The following is a 17,268-nucleotide window of genomic DNA, read 5'->3' on the forward strand; positions in this document are numbered from 1 at the left end:
GCTAGCGGCGCACCGCGCGGCTCAGCAGGCCGGTCAGCTGGCGCAGCTCGTCCTCGCTCAGACCGCCCAGCGGGGTCTTCTCGAGGACCGCCCGGACGACCTCGTCGCGGACCTCGCGTCCCTTGGCGGTCAGGACCAGGACGCGGGAACGGCGGTCCGCCGGGTCCACCACGCGCTCCACGAGGCCGCGGTCGGTCAGCTGGTTGGTCATGAACGTCAGGTTCGGGGCGTTGCAGTAGAGGCGTTCCGCCAGCACCTTCATCGAGGGTGCTTCCTCGTCAGGGGCGATCGCCCACAGCGCCTGGAAAGTCGCCGTCGTGAGGCGGTGCTCGGTCAGCACGGGGCTGATCTCGTCGACGGTCCGCATCCAGATGTCGTAGACCGCGGCGACCGCCGCGGTGAGGTCGGACGCGGTCATGGCCCCATCCTACCGGTAGTTCGAGACTTGAAGTATCGTGCCGGACGCCGATACTTCGAGACTTGAACTAACGAGGAGAACCCTGTGGGTTACGAAGGACTGACCGCGCTCGTCACCGGCGCGTCCAAGGGGCTGGGCCGCGCGTACGCGGTGGAGCTGGCTCGGCGGGGAGCACGCGTGGTCGTGCTGGCCCGGTCGGAAGAGGGCTTGCGAGGGCTGGCCGCGGACATCCGTGAGCAGGGCGGCAGTGCGGAGGTGGTGGTCGGTGACCTCGCCGCACCGGACGGGCCGGAGCGGATCCTGCGTGAGCTGCGCGAGCGCGGCCTGAGCATCGACCTGCTGGTCAACAACGCCGGCGCGGGCAGCGTCGGACCGTTCCTCACGCGGCCGTTGGGGCCGCAGCTGAGCTCGGTGGCGCTCAACATCGACGGCCTGCTCGCGCTGACCTATGCGATCGGCCCCGACCTGGTCGCGCGCGGTTCAGGCGGCATCATCAACGTGTCGTCGACCGCGGCCTTCCAGCCGATGCCGTACCAGGCCAGCTATGCCGCGACGAAGGCGTTCGTGCTGTCGTTCACGGAGGCGCTGGCCGAGGAGCTGCGCGGGACCGGCGTCCACGTCATGGCCGCGCACCCCGGTCCCGTCGCGACGGGGTTCTTCGACGGCACCTCGGCCACGATCCACCCGGTCGCCGACACCCCGGAAGCCGTCGCGGCCCGCACGCTCGACGACTTCACGCGGCGGCGTGCGGTGTCGTATCCGGGCCGGACGGCGAGCCGGGTGCTCAACCGGACCATGACGTGGGTCCCGCGTCTGTTGCCGCGCAAGGTGATCGCGCGGGCCACCGGTGCGTTGAACCGGCGGCTGGGCCTGCACGAGGTCGTCGACACCGCCTGACTCAGTTCGCGGACAGGGCGCGCAGGTCGTCGAACGCCTGAAGCAGGTGCGCGTCCAGACTCCTCGTGGCGTCACCGATCCAGGCCTGGACGGCGTGCTGGTAGGTGGCCCAGCCGGTCCGGGCGGCCAGGTCGGCCACTCCGTCGCCCACGCCGCGGTGGCGCAGTGCCTCGGCCACGGTTTCCGTGAGGAGGACGTGCTTGGCGAGCTCGCGTTCGCGCAGTGCCGGGGTCGCCGCGATGACCTCCCACCGCGGTGCCGAGTAGGGGTGGGTCTTCTCCAGGTTCCGCGCTGACTCACGGAAAGCGCGCAGCAACACCTCGAACGGCGTCAGCTCCGCCGGGGCCTCGGTGACCGCGCGCGCCAGCGCGGCGCGCAGATCGGCCTCGCCGTCGAAGAGCACCTCGCGCTTGTCCGGGAAGTGCCGGAAGAACGTGCGCTCGTTGACCCCGGCCCGTGCGGCGATCTCCGCCGCGGTGGTCTGGTCGAACCCGCGTTCCCGGTACAGCTCCAGTGCCGCCTCCCGCAGGCGGCGGCGCGCTTCCGCTCCACTCCGTGGCACACGCGCAGGCTACCGCATTGTGTCAGTGACTGGCGTCATGTTGTGTCAGCCGCTGACGTTACGCGTAGAGTCAGTGACTGGCGCTAAGAAGCGCCAGTCACTGATATCAAGGGGAACCCGTGCACGTCTTCGTCACCGGCGGCTCCGGCCAGACCGGTCCGGCCGTCGTCACCGAACTCATCACCGCGGGTCACATCGTCACCGGCCTGGCGCGCTCGGACACAGCGGCCGCGCGGCTGGAGTCACTGGGCGCGCAGGTGCACCGCGGTCATCTGGAGGACCACGACAGCCTGCGCCGCGGCGCTGAAGCCGCCGACGGCGTCCTGCACATGGCGTACGGCGGCGACTTCGCCGATCCGGACGACCTCGTCCGCCGCGACCGCTCCGCGATCGAGGCGCTCGGGCAGGCGCTGGCGGGCACCGGCAAGCCGTTCGTCAGCACGTCCGGCACGCTGGTGACGAGGGCCGGCCGGGTCAGCACCGAGCTGGACGCGCCGGATCCCGGCTCGGTCGCCGCGTTCCGCATCGCGGGGGAGCGGGCGTGCCTCGCCTTCGCCGATCGAGGGGTCCGGTCCAGCGTCGTGCGGCTGGCGCCGACCGTGCACGGGCCCGGTGACCACGGGTTCGTCCCGGCGCTCATCGCGGCCGCCCGCAGGAAGGGCGTCTCCGCCTACATCGGTGACGGCGCCAACCGCTGGCCCGCCGTCCACCGCCGCGATGCCGCGGTCCTCTTCCGGCTGGCGCTGGAACAGGCACCCACCGGCTCGGTGCTGCACGGCGTCGGCGAAAGCGCCGTCACGATCAGGGGTGTAGCGGAGCAGATCGCACGGACCCTCGGCCTCCCCACCGCCTCGCTGACCATCGACGAGGCCGCCGAGCACCTCGGAAACCCTTTCCTGGCAAGGTTCTTCTCGCTCGACGTGCCGGTCTCCAGCGACCACACCCAGGCGCTCCTGGGCTGGAGGCCGGAGCACGCGACGTTGCTCGAGGACCTCGCGACCGGTGACTACTTCACCCGGGAGGCCTCGGCCCGCGCCGAGGAGATCTGGTCCGCGCACTGACTTGCGGGATCGCGCGGGCGGTGCCTAGAGTCGCGCCGACGTGCGAAAGTCACTGCCCGGTGGGTAGTCCGGGCGACGCGTGAGCGTTCGTGCAAGTACCTGTTCCCAGGTCACCAGTGCGTCCTTTGTCGACCATCGACCAAAGGACGACCATGCCCGACCTGAACGTTCTCGTCATCGGCGCCGGACTCGGCGGCCTCACCCTCGCCCAGGCGCTCCGCCGTCACGGCATCGGCGTCGCCGTCTTCGAACGCGACGCGAGCCCGTGGGAGCGGCCCCAGGGCTACCGCCTGCACCTCGACGCGGACGCGATCGACGCCGCCCGCGAGGTTCTCCCCGCCGATCCGCGGGCCGGGTTCGACGTGGCGGCCGTGCGCACCGAGCCGTTCACCACGGTCCTCGCGACCGACCTGTCGGTGGTGAAACGCCTGCCGGAGCACGGAGAGCACGCCAACGTCGACCGGGCTGCCCTGCGGCGGATCCTGTTGAGCGGCTTGGCGAACGCGGTCCACTTCGGACGGAAGCTCACGCACTACGAGAGCACCGCACGTGGGGTGGCCGCGTTCTTCGCCGACGGGACGACGGCGAGTGGTGATGTGCTCGTCGGCGCCGACGGCATCGGCTCCGCGGTGCGCCGGCAGCGGGCTCCGCACTGCCGGACCGCCGACGCGGGCATCACCGCCCTCTACGGCCGTCTGCCGATGGCAGTCGCCGAGCCGTTCGTCCCCGCCGAGACGCTCACGGACATCTTCACGATCGCCTCGGATGACCGGAAAGTCCTCCTGGGCCTCGGTTCCGTGCGCTACCCGGAGGACTACGTCGTGTGCGTCGTGGGAGGCCGCCACGAGTACTTCCCCGAACCGGGTGACGGGAGGGAACTCCGCGCTGTCGCCGCGAAAGCACTGCGCGACTGGCCCGGCCGTGCCGCGGAACTCGTCCGCCACGCCGATCCGGAGTCGTTCTTCCCCGTCGCGATGCGCACCAGCGTGCCGGCCACGCTCGACGAGCCCACGAACGTCACGTTGCTCGGCGACGCGATCCACGCCATGACACCGACTCTCGGGCGCGGGGCCCGTGGTCAGGGAGTCCGCCAGGACCGGCGAGCAGCACATGGCGCAGAACCCCCTGCCCTGACCCTCAGCCGCGCACGACGGCGTCCACCACGCCGGGGAACCGGCTGTCGAGGTACTCGCGCCGCAGCCGCAGGTACAGGTACCGCCCGTCCCGGCGCTGCTCGACGACCCCGGCCTCCCGCAACACCTTCCAGTGGTGGCCGGCGGTGCTCTTGGTGACCTCGGGGAGGATCTGCTGGCAGGTCATCTCCGCCGTCGCGGCCAGCGCGCGGACCACCCGCAACCTCAGCGGGTGGTCCAGCGCCGCGAGCACCGCCTCGATGGTGATGTCGCCCCTGGCCGGACCCTCGTCGTTCTCCACGAGGACGTGACCTGGACGCTGCCCGGCGACAACCGGATCTCCGGGACCGCGGAGGGACCGGACGGCGTGGTCGGCCGCGTTCGGCTGATCTCGTCGTACGGAGTGGACTTCGCCCTGTTGCACGTGCTCGTCAGCCGGGACAACGTGGCGCTGAACCTCCACAACACCGCCACCAGAGGCGACCTGGTGCTGGACGAGCACCTGGCCACCGTCTTCACGTTGCGGGACGGCAAGGTGGCGAGGATCGAGACGTTCCTGTCCGATGTGGACGGCATGAACCGGTTCTTCGCCTGGCGCCAGGGGTCGGACGGTGGTGTCAGGAAGACGTCAGGCAGAAGGGGTGGCCCGCCGGATCCAGGAGCACCCGCCGGCGTCCGCGGATCGGCGCAGTCCAGGGTCACCCCTCGCAGTACAGCTCCTGGCACCATGCGCTCCTTCGCGTCCGCGCGTCCGCGCGTCCGCGCGTCCGTCTCCGCGAGCCGCCGGTGCGCGCGATCGCCGACCGCAGCCGCACGGTACGCGCCACATCCACCGCTGGAGCAGCGATTTACCCCTGCCTCAGGGCGACGGGCGGCCTAGAGCCCGAACCCGCCGGACACCTCGACGTTCTGCGCGGTGATCCACCGGCCGTCCTCGCCCGCCAGCGCGGCGATCGCCACCGCCACGTCGTCCGGTTCGCCGACGCGTCCGAGCGCGGTGTTCGCGGCGAGGGCGGGGATGACCTCCGGGTACTTCTCGAAGGCGTCGTCACCCAGCCGGGTGCGGGTGGCGCCGGGGGAGACGGAGTTGACGCGGATGCGGCGCGGACTGAGCTCCTTGGCCAGGTACCGGGTCAGCACGACCAGCGCGCCCTTCATGCTGGCGTAGCCGGAGTAACCGGGTTCGGCCTGCTCGGTGGAGCTGCTCGTCGTGTTGATCACGGCACCGCCGTCGGCCAGCAGCGGGAGCAGGGTCTGCGTGAGGAAGAACGGGCCCTTCAGCAGCACGCGGTAGAACCTGTCGAACAGCTCCTCGCTCATGTCCGGGAACAGCGCGGTCTGCGCGAAACCGGCGTTGTTGACGAGGACGTCGACCGAGTCCCTGCCCCACTCCCGCAGCACTTCGGCGACCTGGTCGCGGAACGCGGGGAACGTGTCGCTGCGGCCCACGTCCAGCCGCAGGGCGACGGCGGTGCCGCCGTTCTGCTCGATGGCCGCGACGGCCTGCTTGGCGCCCTCCTCGTTCGAGCTGTACGTGAGGATCACGGAGGCGCCCCGCCGCGCCAGTTCGACGGCCGTGCTCCAGCCGATGCCGGAGCTGCCGCCGGTCACGAGTGCTACTGACATTTTCCTACCGCCTGTTCGGTTCGCTGTTCTCGTCTACGACAATGAGACCAGCGAAAACCGTTCGGACGGCAGAACGAAGCTGTCGCGTTCTTGCCTGATCCTCCCGAACGCGTCACTCGATGTGCAAGCTCTGCACCTTCGCCTCCGCGATGATGCGCTCGGCCTCGTCCCGTGCCGCGGAGCGCAGCTCTGCCAGGGCGCGCATGGCCTCGGCGCGGCGGGCCGACATCGCGAGGCGGAAGTCCTCGCGGACGTCCTCGCGCCGGGCGGCGGCCTCCTCGTCGAGCCGCCGGGCGCGCTGCTCGGCCTCACCCACGATCATCAACGCCTTGAGCTGCGCGTCCCTGATGACCTCGCGGCGTTCCTCCTCCGCCAGGGCGACCATGCGGGCGAGCCGTTCCGGCAGGCCCTTCGAGTCGATCGGGGTCAGGCAGATGCGCTGCAGGCCGTCCTGCAGGGCGGCGTTCTCCTCCTGGACCGACATCAACCTGCTGGCCAGGGCGTCCGCGCGGGCCTCTGAGGCGTCGCGGTCGGCCGTGACCAGCCGCAGCTCCGCCTCCAGTTCGGAGACGTAGTCGTCCACCTCGTCGCGGTCGTAGCCGCGCCATCGCAGCCCGAACCACGTGCGCAACGGTACGAGCTCAGTCCTGCTGTCGATGCTCACGCCGGCCTCCTCCGCTTCCCGCGAGTCAGGTCTGACAAGGGGTACGTACGTGGTGCGAGATCGGTTCTAACGGGTTCACCAGGCACAATGTCGACGTGAACACCAAACTGTGCCCCTGCGGGACGGGTCAGTCCTATGTGGACTGCTGTGGCGCGCTGCACTCGGGTGCCCGCACCGCGGCCACGGCCGAGCAGCTGATGCGCTCGCGTTACAGCGCTTTCGCCGTGTCCGACGAGGACTACCTGCTGCGCACGTGGGCTGCGAAGCACCGCCCCGCGAGCGCCGGGATCGACTCCTCCGACCGCTGGCTGAAACTCGAGATCGTGGCGACCGAGAACGGCGGGTTGCTGCAGAGCGAGGGCGTCGTCGAGTTCCGCGCGCACTACGTCGGCGGGGTCGTGCACGAGCGCAGCAAGTTCGTCAGGGAGAACGGCCAGTGGATGTACGCGGAGGCGCTGTCATGAGCACCGTGCGGGTCGCGGCCCGGTTCAACGGCCCTCCGGGGTCGGGCAACGGCGGGTACTCGGCCGGCCTGCTCGCCGCCTGCGTCGACGCGCGCACGGTGAGCGTCCGCCTGCGCAAGCCCATTCCGCTGGACCGCGACATGCAGGTCCGTGATGGTGACCTCGTCGACGGCGAGAACCTGATCGCGTCGGCCGAGCCCGCGGCGCTCGACCTCGAGGTGCCCGCCGTGCCGACCCTCGACGAGGCGCGCGAGGCCGCCGCGAAGGTGCCGTGGCGCGACCGGCACCCGTTCCCGACGTGCTTCGGGTGCGGTCCCGGTCGCGACGACGGGATCGCGGCGCTGCTCGGCCCGCTGGACGGGCGCCAGGAGTGGGCAGGGGTCTGGCGGCCGTCCGACGCGCTGCCGAACGACGGGGCCGCCGTCCTGCCGGAGATCGTCTGGGCCGCGCTCGACTGCCCGTCGGCGCAGCCCGTCGCTCCGGACGGGGGTCCCGCGTTCGTGCTCGGCACTTTTGTCGCGCAAGTGGAGCAACCGGTGGCACTGGGCGTGGACCACGTGCTCCTGGCGTGGGAGCTTGGCCGTGAAGGGCGCAAGGCCTACTCGGCGTCGGCGATCATCGGTCCTCACGGTGTGTGCGGACGAGCGCGGGCCGTGTGGGTATCGGTCGGATGAGGTCAAACCACCCGACTGGGTGACAGCGATGCATCGCGTCTTGATAGCGTGCACCACCGTTGCCCGGTTAAGCCGAAAGGGCGAGTGAACGGGATGGCACGGAGGTGATCAGGCGCTTGATGGGCCGACGTGCCGCCGCCCATGGCGACCAGCAAACACAGACACCGAGTTCGAGCGAGCACACGAACTCGGATCTGTACCCCGTCGAGCAGCCCCCGGCGCCGGCGACACCGCCGGAACCGGTGGTGCCCCAGAGGACGCCGTACGCGGCGAACTTCGTGGGGGCGACGCTCGTCGTCTCCGCTCCGGAGGGACCGAACCAGGCCGCGACCAACCTCGCGCGCACCCTTCCGGTCGACCGCGGCCGCACCGTGGTCGTCGTCGACTTCCCGAGCGGGGACCAGAGCACCTTCTGGCCGCACGTCGTGAGCGCGTTGAGCGGGCGCGGGCCGATCCGGCTCGCGGTCTCGCACGCGGGCTCCATGCGGCCCACCGCGCCCGCGCAGTGGCTGTCCGAGCAGCTGCAGGCCGAGGTCGTGGCGCCGGACGGCGTGCTGACCACGGTGCCCGGCGCCGCGTTCGTCGTGGGCACCCAGGGCTACGGCAGCTGGGTGAAGTTCCAGCCGAACGCGTCGCCGATGCCGTTCGGCCGCCGCTTCCCGGTGCCGCAGTGGGAGGCGATGGACCCCAACTCCTCGTGGCCCACGGGCGAGATCGGCGTCTCCGAACCCGTTCCGGCCGGGCTGTGGCTGCGCGCGCAGCAGCCGCCGTTCGACCCGTCCGCCCAGGACTCGCGGCCCGTCGTGGCGCTGCCGTGCCGGGAGAACGTGCTGACGGTCGTCGTAGGCGGTCCCGGCCAGTCGGCGATCCCGACCGACGAGGTCTGCCGACTCCTGACGGCGTTGCCCCAGGCGGCGCGGTCGCGCGTGCGGCTCGTCCCGTACGGCGTCGACGCCTCGCTCGGACGCCTGGTCGCCGACCAGCTCGGCGAGCCGATCTCGATGTTCACCGGCCTGCCGGTCGGCAACCTGCGCACCGGCGGTCCCGCGGTGATCGCGGTCGACCCGCGCGGGCAGCAGACGTGGCGGCCGTTCGTCACCGAGGTGACGTTCCTGCCGAACGAGACCTTCCCGACCGTGTCCGGCTACCGTGCGCCGGTGCCGGGACTCGCGGAGGTCTCACCCGGTGTGTTCTCCCTCGGCGACGGCGTCGTGCTGGAGGTCGTGCCCTCGGGCCTGTGGGTGCGCGAGCACGACGAGCCGTACAACGCGGCCGAGGTGCGCTCTCAGCCCGTAGACCCGGAGTGGGCGCGTCTGACCGTGGGCACGCCTGGGCGCACGACGCCTGGTGCGGTCGCGGTGCACGGCGCTGCTCTCGTGGAACGCCTCGAGCCCGAGGTGCGCAAACTGCTGCGTCTGGTGTTCTGCGACTCCAAGGTGTCCCCGCCTCCGCCCCCACCACCGGCGCCCGCTGCCCCGGCCCCCGCTGTGCCGGCGACGGCCCCTTCGAGCAGTCCCGGGCAGCTCGCGTCGGCGTTGAGCGCGGCGAAGCAGGCGTTGTCGGCGCGCGAGTCCGCGGACAACGGCACCGGTTTCTTCACCGCCGTCACGCCGGCCGAACCCGAGCCGGAACGCCCCGCCTACGCGTCGATGGAGCCCGGACCGGCGATGGCGACGGTGACGTCGCACGCGCTGGACGACCCGGACGAGGCCGCGTTCCCGTCCGACGACCCCGACTACGCGCCGATCCGGTTCCGCGTGGACGGCCCGCTGCCGCTGCAGCCGTTGGCGATGTGGGAGCTGCCGGCGGACGGCAGTGGCGAGCGCGAGACCGTTCTGCCCGATCACAGCAGCTCGGACACGGAACGCGACACGGTCCGACGCGCGCTGGGCGAGCGTTATGGCGTGCACGCGGCGACGGTCTGCCGTCTGCTCGCACAACGCCCCGACGCCGAGGAGGACCCGGCGGCGTTCGAGGCCATGGTCACCGACCTGACGGCGTTGCTCGCGTGTGTGTCGCAGGACGAGGAGATGGTCGTCGACACGCTGCGCACGGGACGCCTCGGCCGGTTGCACCCGTACGTCGCATGCATCGTCTCGGGCATGAACCGCCTGCCCGTGCACAGCGGCGTTGTGACGGTGTGGGGCATGACCGGCCCGAACGGCCCGCGCCGCTACCGCAGCGGCGACGTCCTGGTGGAGCACGGCCTGCTGGACGCCATCGCGAACCCGGTCGGCCGCATCGAGGGCGCCACCGAGTACCTGCTGTGGTCGGTCACCGGGCGCCGCGTCGAGGTGGCGGACCGCGTCGCCGTGTCCACGGAGGAGCGCGTGCTCTTCCCGCCCGGCACGCCGTTCCGGGTGCTGGCCGTCGCCGAGGCCGAGGGCGACCACCCGCAGCAGGTGCTGCTGCAGGAGATGGCGGGCGCGGTGGCGGACCAGGAGATCGCCGGGCTGCGGCCGAGCGTCCTCTCACAGCTGGAACGGGCGGCGGCCAACCTGCGCGTGCTGCCGGTCTCGCACCGGGTGACGGTGGAAGCCTGAACCTCGGAATCCGCTACGCCGAGGCTCCGGCCGGCTCGCTGCGCCTCCACCCGCCGGTGGACTGCGACGGTGAGCCGGCCGGAGCGTTCGGCGACGCGCACACGTTGAACGTCTGGTCCGCAACGGACGGTCCGGCGCCGGTTCTGCTGTGGGTGCACGGCGGGGCGAACACCGTCGGCTCGTCCGCGCAGCCGGAGTACGCCGGTGACGTCCTGGCTGATCTCGGCGTGGTGTTCGTCAGCTGCAACTACCGGCTCGCCGTGGACGGATATGGCGCGCTGGAAGGATTCCCGCACAACCGGGGACTGCTCGACGTCGTGTCCGCGCTGCGGTGGATCCAGCGCAACATCCACGCCTACGGCGGCGATCCGGGCACCGTCACGGTCGCCGGCCAGTCGTCCGGAGCGCAGACCGTCGCGAGCCTGATGGTGATGCCGGCGGCGAAGGGCCTGTTCCACCGCGCGATCGCGCACAGCCTGGCGGGGAGGTTCTTCACGCCGGAGGAGGCCGCCGAGGTGCAGCGGGCCGCCGAACCGGGAGTCGTGCTGTACCAGCCGATCGTGGACGGCGACACCCTGCCGCGCTCGCCGTTGCGGGGTCCGTACGACGTGGATCTCCTCGTGTGCCACACCGAGGACGAGGATTCCGAACTGTTCCAGCGGCCCACGGCCAGGCTCGCGGACGAGCACGGGCGCGCGTTCCGGTCGGTCTACGCAAGGCGACCGGCCCACCACGGCGCCGACGTCCCGGACATGTTCCGCGGCGACATCGCCCGTGCGTGGGCGAGGTTCGCCGCGACAGGCGACCCCGGCTGGCCGCGCGACGAACTCAAACGCTGGAGCTAACTCTCCGTCGTGAGCCCGAGCGTGCCGTCCAGCCGCGGCACGCACGCCCCGTCCCGCTTGTCCGACGCCAGGAACTCGGACAGGCACCGGCCGATCTGCTCGTGACCGCGGGCGTTGGGGTGGAACGACTCCTGCAACGCGTGCGAGGACCGGCCCTGGTCCCGCAGCCCGTCCCAGTCGACGGACAGCCGCGTGAACCACTCCGAGGACGTGTCGGAACCGCCCGCGCACGCCTCGTGGCCCTCGCCGGCGCGGGAAAGGTCCAGGAAGCGGGCGCCGACCTCGGAGGCGGCGGTGCGCAGGCCGTTCGACAGCTCCGGCACGGCGTCCTCGACGACCCATTCCAGGTCGCTCGTGCGCAGCGGGCAGCCGGAGAGGTTCTGCAGCGAGCGCGGCATCCTCGGGGAGACCGGGGCCGCGTACGACTGCACGACCAGCTGGTACGACGAGTCGAGGTAGCTGGAGTCGCGCATGGTCTGGCGGATGGCGCTGAGCGTGTTCTCGACCTTGGGGATCATCCGCCGCACGCGCTTGGACCACTCCGGTGCCACGGCCGACGTGCAGTCGCTGCGCTTGCCCCAGGCCTCGAAGCACTTGTTGAGGATCTCGGAGAAGCGCGGGTCGTCGTTCGCGCCGATGGCCACGACGATCGCGATGACGCGGTGCGAGCCCGCGATCTCGCGCAGGCGGGGGAGCTGGTCGTTGCGCAGCTTCTCGGAGTTGGCGCCCGAACACGCCAGGTTGAACTTCCGGTCGGCCTCGATCGTCGTCTTCCCGATCTCGGCGTCACGCGAGCGGTGGCACCAGTTGCCGCCCTGTTCGCCGTCGGTGCCGCTCTCGTAGTTGCCCGCGCCCTCGCCGGACATCGTGCTGTCGCCCAGCGCGACGACCGCGGTCCTGGACTCGCGGTCGGCGTCCGAGGGCGGCGGGAACGGGTGGTCGCTCACGATCAGCAGGACCGTGAGCAGGCTCATCACCGCGAGGGGTAGCACTCTCCGCATCGCTGATCAGCTTACGCGGGTGGCCGAATGCGAGGGGACCTTGGCGTTGCCGCCACCACGCGCCGTGAGGAAAGTGGAGGTGTGGGGAATCCGAGGGAGATAGTCGTGGTGGGGTACGACCGCACCGCGTTGCTGGACCTGGCGGGACCGGTGGAGGTGTTCCAGGCGGCGAACTACGGCGAACCTCGTTACGAGGTCACGGTCGCCACGCTCGGGGGAGGGCCTTTCACCGCGACGGCCGGGGTGCGGGTCGAGGCCGGTGCCGACCTGCGCACGCTGGACCGTCCGATCGACACGCTGCTCGTGGTCGGCGGCTGGGGATATGACGACGCCGCGGCCGACCCGGTGCTCACGACGAACCTGCGGCGCCTGGCGTCGAGGTCGCGCCGGGTCGCAGGGGTGTGCACGGGCGCCGTGGTGCTGGCGAGCGCGGGGCTGCTCGACGGCAAGAAGGCGACCACGCACTGGGCGTTCACCGGCGAGCTGGAGAACCGCGGTGTCGAGGTCGAACCGGACGCGATCTTCGTGTGCGACGGGCAGGTGTCCACGTCCGCGGGGGTGACGGCGGGCATCGACCTCGCGCTGGCCATGGTCGAGCAGGACCACGGACCGGCGCTCGCCCGCAGGATCGCGCAGTACCTGGTCGTGTTCCTGCAGCGGTCCGGCGGGCAGTCGCAGTTCAGCGTGCACACCCGCTCGAAGCCCGTCTCGGACGGTTCGCTGCGCGCGTTGCTCGACGACATCCACGCCGATCCGACCCGCGAGTGGACGGTGCCGGTCATGGCGCGCAAGGCCATGATGAGCGTGCGGCACTTCGCCCGCGTCTTCTCTCGCAACGTGGGCGTCTCGCCCGCCCAGTACGTCGAACGAGCCCGAGTCGAGGCCGCCGCCGACCGCCTGGCGAGCACCGCGGACCCGTTGGACCTCGTCGCCCGCCAGTCGGGGTTCGGCTCCGCCGAGACCCTGCGCCGGGCCTTCCTGCGCGTGCTCGGCGTGTCGCCGGGCAGCTACCGCGCCCGTTTCCGGACAACCGGAGTTGCCTGATGGAAGCCACGTTCGTCCTCTACCCGAACCTGACGGCGCTCGACCTGATCGGGCCGTTCGAGGTGCTCGCGTCCGTGCCGGTCGTGACGCCGAAGTTCGTCGCCGCCACGCTCGACGCGGTCAGGTCCGACAACGGCCTGGTCGTCCAGCCCACCCACACGTTCGCCGACGTGAAGTCCACCGACATCGTCGTGGTGCCGGGCTCCGGGCACTGGAAGCAGGTGCTGCGGGAGTCGGAGGAACTGGTCACGTGGCTGCGCGCGATCCACGTGACCACGAAGTGGACGACGTCGGTGTGCACCGGGTCGACGTTGCTCGCGGAGGCCGGCCTGGTCTCGCGGGCGACCACGCACTGGGCCGCCCGCGAGGACCTGGAGGTGCGCGGGGTCGAGGTGTCGACGGACCGCGTCGTGTTCGACGGCAAGGTCGTCACCGGCGCGGGCGTGTCGGCGGGCATCGACATGGCGCTGCGGCTGGTCGAGGCGGAGTTCGGCGAGGTGGTGGCGCAGGCGGTGCAGGTCGGCATCGAGTACGACCCGCAGCCGCCGCGCTCGTACGACTCGATCCCGCCGGAGATCACGGAGGGGCTCAGGACGGCGCTCGCGTCACGTCAGGCCTGACTGCACGGCGAACACCACGAGCTGGGCGCGGTCTCGCGCGCCCAGCTTCACCATCGCCCGCGACACGTGCGTGCGGACGGTCGCGGGCGAGATCACCAGGCGGTCCGCGATCTCGTCGTTGGACGCGCCGGACGCCACGTGCCGCATGATCTCCCGCTCGCGTTCGGTCAGCTTGTCCAGGTGCGGCACGGGCCTCGCCGACGCGCCGGACGCGAACCGGTCGATCACCCGGCGCGTGACGGACGGGGAGAGCAGCGAACCGCCGTCGGCCACGACGTGCACGGCGCGCAGCAGGTCAGCCGGGTCGGAGTCCTTCACCAGGAACCCGGACGCGCCGGTCCGCAGCGCCTCGAAGACGTACTCGTCGAGGTCGAACGTCGTCAGCATGACGATCCGGACCTCGGCGCACGCCGGGTCGGCGGAGACGCGGCGCAGCACCTCGAGGCCGTCCATCAGCGGCATGCGGATGTCGAGGAACACCACGTCCGGCTTCACCGACTGGATCAGCGACAACGCCTCGCGGCCGTCGGCGGCCTCGCCGGCGAGCTGGACGCCGTCCTCGGTCTCGATCAACGTCCGCAGTCCCATCCGGACCAGCGGCTGGTCGTCCGCCACCACCACGCGAATCATGAGGGCAACGGTATCCGCGCGATCACGGCGAAGCCGTGGGATCCGTCGACCTCGAGCGTGCCGCCGAGTGCCTCGGCCCGGGAACGCATGCCCGTGATGCCGTGGCCCTCGGTGAACGTGCTCGGTGTGCCGGTGTCGGTCACCTGCACGACCAGCTCGTCCCGCACGGTGTGCACGCGCACGGACGCGGTGACGCCGGGGGAGGAGTGGCGCAGGACGTTGGTCAGCGACTCCTGCACGATCCGGTACACGCCGAGCTGGTGGGTGCCGGGCAGGGAGATCTCCTCCACCTCGACCGAGACCTCCAGTCCCGCCTCGCGCATCCGCGACGCCAGCGCCGGGACGTCGGCGAGGGTGATCGTCGGTGTCAGAGGGGCCGAGCCGCGCAGGGTGTCCAGTTCGGACCGCAGGCCGTCCAGGGCCTCCTTCGACGTGTCGCGGATCGCCTCCAGCGAGGCGCGCGCCTTCGCGGGGTCCTTGTCCAGCACGTACAGGGCCACACCGGCCTGCATGGCGATCACGCTCAACCCGTGGCCGACGACGTCGTGGACCTCCTGGGCGAGCCGGAGTCGTTCGGAGATCACGGCACGTTCGCGGGTGTCCACAACGGACCGGTGGCGCAGCTTCATCAGCGCGCCGGCCGCGCCGGGCAGCAGGATCCAGCCGGCGGACCAGGTGACCCACGAGGTCAGCGAGTCGTTCCACCAGGGGAGGAGCGCCAGCGCGTACAGCAGGGCGCAGGCGGCCGCCAGCTCGATGCGCGCGTACAGGGCCACCGCGTAGATCGCGGCGACACCGCTCATCAGGATCGGACCGTACGGGTAGCCCAGCGCCAGGTAGACCACGATCGGCACGATCGTGATCCCGACCGTCCACAGCGGACGGACGGAGCGGAACAGCAGGCCGCCGGCCGACACGACGATGAGCACGTACGCCAGGGCGTCGAGGGGTACCGCGGCGCCCTGCAACCGTGCGGCGAACCGCGTGCCTGCGAGGCCGAAGAACAGCAGCGCCGCCGTGAGCGCGCTGTCCTGCCACTTGATGCGCATGCTGCCGACCATACGACCGGGGACGTACGCAGATGTGCGTATCTTGACGACGCTCCCGAGCGGACGCCCGCGAGGGCCCGGCAGGTCACTGTTGAGCACATGATCGTGACGACGGAGAAGCTGACGAAGCGCTACGGCGACCGCGCCGTGGTGGACGAGGTCAGTCTGTCCGTGCGGCGGGGTGAGGTCTACGGGTTCCTCGGTCCCAACGGCGCGGGCAAGACGACCACGATCCGCATGCTGCTGGGACTCGTGAGACCCACCAGCGGTTCGGCCAGCGTGCTGGGGGAGGCGCCGGGCACGCCCAGGGCGTTGCTGAAGGTCGGGTCGCTCATCGAGGGGCCTGGCTTCTACCCGTACCTGTCCGGCCGCGACAACCTGCGCGTGCACGCGGCCCGCAGGGGTGCCGGGAGGACGCACGTCGAGGCCGTCCTGGAGCAGGTCGACCTGGTGGGCGCCGCGAACGAGAAGTTCCGCCGGTACTCGCTCGGCATGAAGCAACGGCTCGGCGTCGCGGCCGCGCTGCTCGGCCGGCCGGAGCTGCTCGTCCTCGACGAGCCGACCAACGGCCTCGACCCCGCCGGCATGGCCGACATGCGCGACCTGGTGCGGGCACTCGCCGCGCAGGGCCAGACGGTGCTGCTGTCGAGCCACCTGCTCGGCGAGGTCGAGGAGATCTGCGACAGGGTCGGCGTGATCGCGAACGGGAAGCTCGTCGCGGAGAGCACGGTCGAGCAGCTGCGCGGCGACACCGTGCTGCTGATCAAGGCCGATCCGATCGAGAAGGCGCACGTCCTCGTCGAGGGCAGCGAGCTGCGCGGCGACGTGCTGCACGTGCGGGAGGCGGACGCCGGCGCGCTGGTGCGGATGCTGGTGCACGCCGACGTGGACGTGCGGGAGGTCCGGCCGCTGCGCCGGACCCTGGAAGAGGTCTTCTTCGAGATGACGGGGGTGGCGTGATGGGCAGCGTGAAGGCGGAACTGCTGCGGCTGTGGAAGTGGCCGGCGACGTGGGTGCTGATCGGCGTGTGGCTGGTGATGACGCTGACGTTCGGCTACGTGTTCAACTACATCGCCCTCGACGGCGGCACCAACACGCGCGGCTTCTCGCAGCAGCAACTGATCAGCGCGATGCAGCCCGAGAACGTCGGCGCCGCCGTCGTGCGCGGCCTGCCGATGTTCGGCGGCGCGATCATTCTGGTGCTGGCGGCCCTGGCGGTCGGCAGCGGCTACGGCTGGGGCACCTGGAAGACCACGCTGACCGCCGGTCCGCGCCGTGTCTCGGCGATGGCAGGGACGGTGGGGGCGCTCGCGATCATCGTGGTCGTCCTGGTGGCGCTGACGTTCGTGGTCGACCTGAGCGCGGCGATCACCGTGGCGTCGCTGGAGGGCTGGGACTGGAAGCTGCCCGGCACCGCCGCCCTGGAGGCCCTGGGCGCGTCACTGCTGATCGCCGCGATGTGGACGGGGTTCGGCGTCTTCCTCGGCGTCGTCACCAGGGGACCCGCGCTGGCCGTCGGTCTCGGCCTGATGTGGGCGATCGTCACCGAGAACCTGTTGCGGGGCGTGGGTTCCCTGCTCGGGCCGGTCGAGTCGCTGACCGAGGTCCTGCCCGGCGGGTCGGCGGGCAACCTCGCCGGTGCCGTCGGAGGGTCCGGTGCGCCCGGCGTGCTGACGAGCCTCAGCGGCACGACCGCGGCCCTGTTCCTCGCCGGGTACGTCGTGGTCTTCGTCGGGGCGGCGACCATTCTGAAGGTGCGCCGCGACCTCGTGTAGGGCCACCGCGGCCCAGACCACGCCGAGCACGACCGCGACTCCGGTGACGTAGTCGCGGTCGTGCAGGCCGGGGTTGACCGGACCGCTGAACTCCCGCCACAGCAACGGGACCGCGAGCAGCCCGACGACACCGCTGACGACGAGCCCGACGCCGACGGACGTCCGCTTGACGACGAGCCCCGACGCTCCGACGAGCGGGGCGACGAGGAAGTCGTGGAGCACCACCCCGCCGCCGAGCCAGATCAGGAGCTCGACGGTGACC

The 17,268-nt window shown here is 71.4% G+C and carries 19 protein-coding genes; 12 read left to right on the top strand and 7 right to left on the bottom strand.

The window, feature by feature from the left end; all coding sequences use genetic code 11:
• Position 1: 1 nt before the first annotated feature.
• Positions 2-418, bottom strand: a complete 417-nt coding sequence (locus tag VM306_RS21355; protein ID WP_325517767.1) for a MarR family winged helix-turn-helix transcriptional regulator — start codon at positions 416-418, stop codon at positions 2-4.
• 84 nt (positions 419-502) lie between these two features.
• On the opposite strand from VM306_RS21355, the gene VM306_RS21360 reads away from it, so the two are divergent.
• Positions 503-1,315 carry an SDR family oxidoreductase gene (locus tag VM306_RS21360; RefSeq protein WP_325517769.1) on the top strand — a complete coding sequence of 271 codons (813 nt, stop codon included), beginning with the start codon at positions 503-505 and terminating at the stop codon, positions 1,313-1,315.
• A gap of 1 nt (position 1,316) precedes the next feature.
• Here the strand turns inward: VM306_RS21360 and VM306_RS21365 are convergent, their stop codons facing one another.
• Complete coding sequence (locus VM306_RS21365; RefSeq protein ID WP_325517771.1) at positions 1,317-1,877, bottom strand: TetR family transcriptional regulator; 561 nt, start codon at positions 1,875-1,877, stop codon at positions 1,317-1,319.
• Between the two features lie 119 nt (positions 1,878-1,996).
• Between VM306_RS21365 and VM306_RS21370 the strand changes: the two genes are divergently transcribed.
• From VM306_RS21370 to VM306_RS21380, 3 genes are all read left to right on the top strand, one after another.
• Positions 1,997-2,938 carry an SDR family oxidoreductase gene (locus tag VM306_RS21370; RefSeq protein WP_325517773.1) on the top strand — a complete coding sequence of 314 codons (942 nt, stop codon included), beginning with the start codon at positions 1,997-1,999 and terminating at the stop codon, positions 2,936-2,938.
• A 152-nt stretch (positions 2,939-3,090) separates the two neighbouring features.
• Positions 3,091-4,230 (top strand): NAD(P)/FAD-dependent oxidoreductase, encoded by a 1,140-nt coding sequence (locus VM306_RS21375; protein ID WP_325517775.1) that lies wholly within the window; start codon positions 3,091-3,093, stop codon positions 4,228-4,230.
• A 148-nt stretch (positions 4,231-4,378) separates the two neighbouring features.
• A complete protein-coding gene (locus VM306_RS21380; protein WP_325517777.1) occupies positions 4,379-4,951 on the top strand; it encodes a hypothetical protein in 573 nt (190 codons plus the stop codon).
• Here VM306_RS21380 and VM306_RS21385 read toward each other — a convergent pair.
• Both VM306_RS21385 and VM306_RS21390 read right to left on the bottom strand, forming a co-directional pair.
• Positions 4,948-5,697, bottom strand: a complete 750-nt coding sequence (locus VM306_RS21385; RefSeq protein WP_325517779.1) for an SDR family NAD(P)-dependent oxidoreductase — start codon at positions 5,695-5,697, stop codon at positions 4,948-4,950. The genes VM306_RS21380 and VM306_RS21385 overlap by 4 nt on opposite strands.
• 112 nt (positions 5,698-5,809) lie before the next feature.
• Positions 5,810-6,361 (bottom strand): DivIVA domain-containing protein, encoded by a 552-nt coding sequence (locus tag VM306_RS21390; protein WP_325517781.1) that lies wholly within the window; start codon positions 6,359-6,361, stop codon positions 5,810-5,812.
• A 95-nt stretch (positions 6,362-6,456) separates the two neighbouring features.
• Between VM306_RS21390 and VM306_RS21395 the strand changes: the two genes are divergently transcribed.
• The 4 genes from VM306_RS21395 (at position 6,457) to VM306_RS21410 (ending at position 10,887) form a co-directional block, all read left to right on the top strand.
• A complete protein-coding gene (locus VM306_RS21395) occupies positions 6,457-6,825 on the top strand; it encodes a YchJ family protein (RefSeq protein ID WP_325517783.1) in 369 nt (122 codons plus the stop codon).
• Positions 6,822-7,499: a hypothetical protein gene (locus VM306_RS21400; RefSeq protein ID WP_325517785.1), complete on the top strand. Its 678-nt coding sequence runs from the start codon at positions 6,822-6,824 to the stop codon at positions 7,497-7,499. The genes VM306_RS21395 and VM306_RS21400 overlap by 4 nt, the downstream gene beginning before the upstream one ends.
• Positions 7,500-7,744: 245 nt before the next feature.
• Positions 7,745-10,042 (top strand): hypothetical protein, encoded by a 2,298-nt coding sequence (locus VM306_RS21405; protein WP_325517789.1) that lies wholly within the window; start codon positions 7,745-7,747, stop codon positions 10,040-10,042.
• 56 nt (positions 10,043-10,098) lie between these two features.
• The gene (locus VM306_RS21410) at positions 10,099-10,887 is read left to right on the top strand and encodes a carboxylesterase family protein (RefSeq protein ID WP_325517791.1); all 789 of its coding nucleotides are present in this window, start codon (positions 10,099-10,101) and stop codon (positions 10,885-10,887) included.
• Here the strand turns inward: VM306_RS21410 and VM306_RS21415 are convergent.
• Positions 10,884-11,888: a GDSL-type esterase/lipase family protein gene (locus tag VM306_RS21415; protein WP_325517793.1), complete on the bottom strand. Its 1,005-nt coding sequence runs from the start codon at positions 11,886-11,888 to the stop codon at positions 10,884-10,886. The two genes, VM306_RS21410 and VM306_RS21415, sit on opposite strands and share 4 nt — an antisense overlap.
• Before the next feature lie 105 nt (positions 11,889-11,993).
• On the opposite strand from VM306_RS21415, the gene VM306_RS21420 reads away from it, so the two are divergent.
• Both VM306_RS21420 and VM306_RS21425 read left to right on the top strand, forming a co-directional pair.
• On the top strand, positions 11,994-12,932 hold the full coding sequence (locus tag VM306_RS21420) for a GlxA family transcriptional regulator (RefSeq protein WP_325517796.1): 939 nt from the start codon (positions 11,994-11,996) through the stop codon (positions 12,930-12,932).
• A complete protein-coding gene (locus VM306_RS21425) occupies positions 12,932-13,552 on the top strand; it encodes a DJ-1/PfpI family protein (protein WP_325517798.1) in 621 nt (206 codons plus the stop codon). Before VM306_RS21420 ends, VM306_RS21425 begins: the two co-directional genes overlap by 1 nt.
• Here the strand turns inward: VM306_RS21425 and VM306_RS21430 are convergent.
• The gene (locus tag VM306_RS21430; RefSeq protein WP_325517801.1) at positions 13,538-14,182 is read right to left on the bottom strand and encodes a response regulator transcription factor; all 645 of its coding nucleotides are present in this window, start codon (positions 14,180-14,182) and stop codon (positions 13,538-13,540) included. The genes VM306_RS21425 and VM306_RS21430 overlap by 15 nt on opposite strands.
• Positions 14,179-15,231 (bottom strand): sensor histidine kinase, encoded by a 1,053-nt coding sequence (locus VM306_RS21435; RefSeq protein ID WP_325517803.1) that lies wholly within the window; start codon positions 15,229-15,231, stop codon positions 14,179-14,181. The genes VM306_RS21430 and VM306_RS21435 overlap by 4 nt, the downstream gene beginning before the upstream one ends.
• A gap of 99 nt (positions 15,232-15,330) precedes the next feature.
• Between VM306_RS21435 and VM306_RS21440 the strand changes: the two genes are divergently transcribed.
• Together VM306_RS21440 and VM306_RS21445 are read left to right on the top strand one after the other, a co-directional pair.
• Entirely contained in the window at positions 15,331-16,191 is an 861-nt protein-coding gene (locus VM306_RS21440; RefSeq protein ID WP_325517805.1) for an ABC transporter ATP-binding protein, read from the top strand.
• Positions 16,191-17,006: a hypothetical protein gene (locus tag VM306_RS21445; RefSeq protein ID WP_325517807.1), complete on the top strand. Its 816-nt coding sequence runs from the start codon at positions 16,191-16,193 to the stop codon at positions 17,004-17,006. Before VM306_RS21440 ends, VM306_RS21445 begins: the two co-directional genes overlap by 1 nt.
• The last annotated feature ends 262 nt before the right edge of the window (positions 17,007-17,268 follow it).

Origin of the sequence: Lentzea sp. (assembly GCF_035525475.1) — a bacterium.
GTDB lineage: Bacteria > Actinomycetota > Actinomycetes > Mycobacteriales > Pseudonocardiaceae > Lentzea.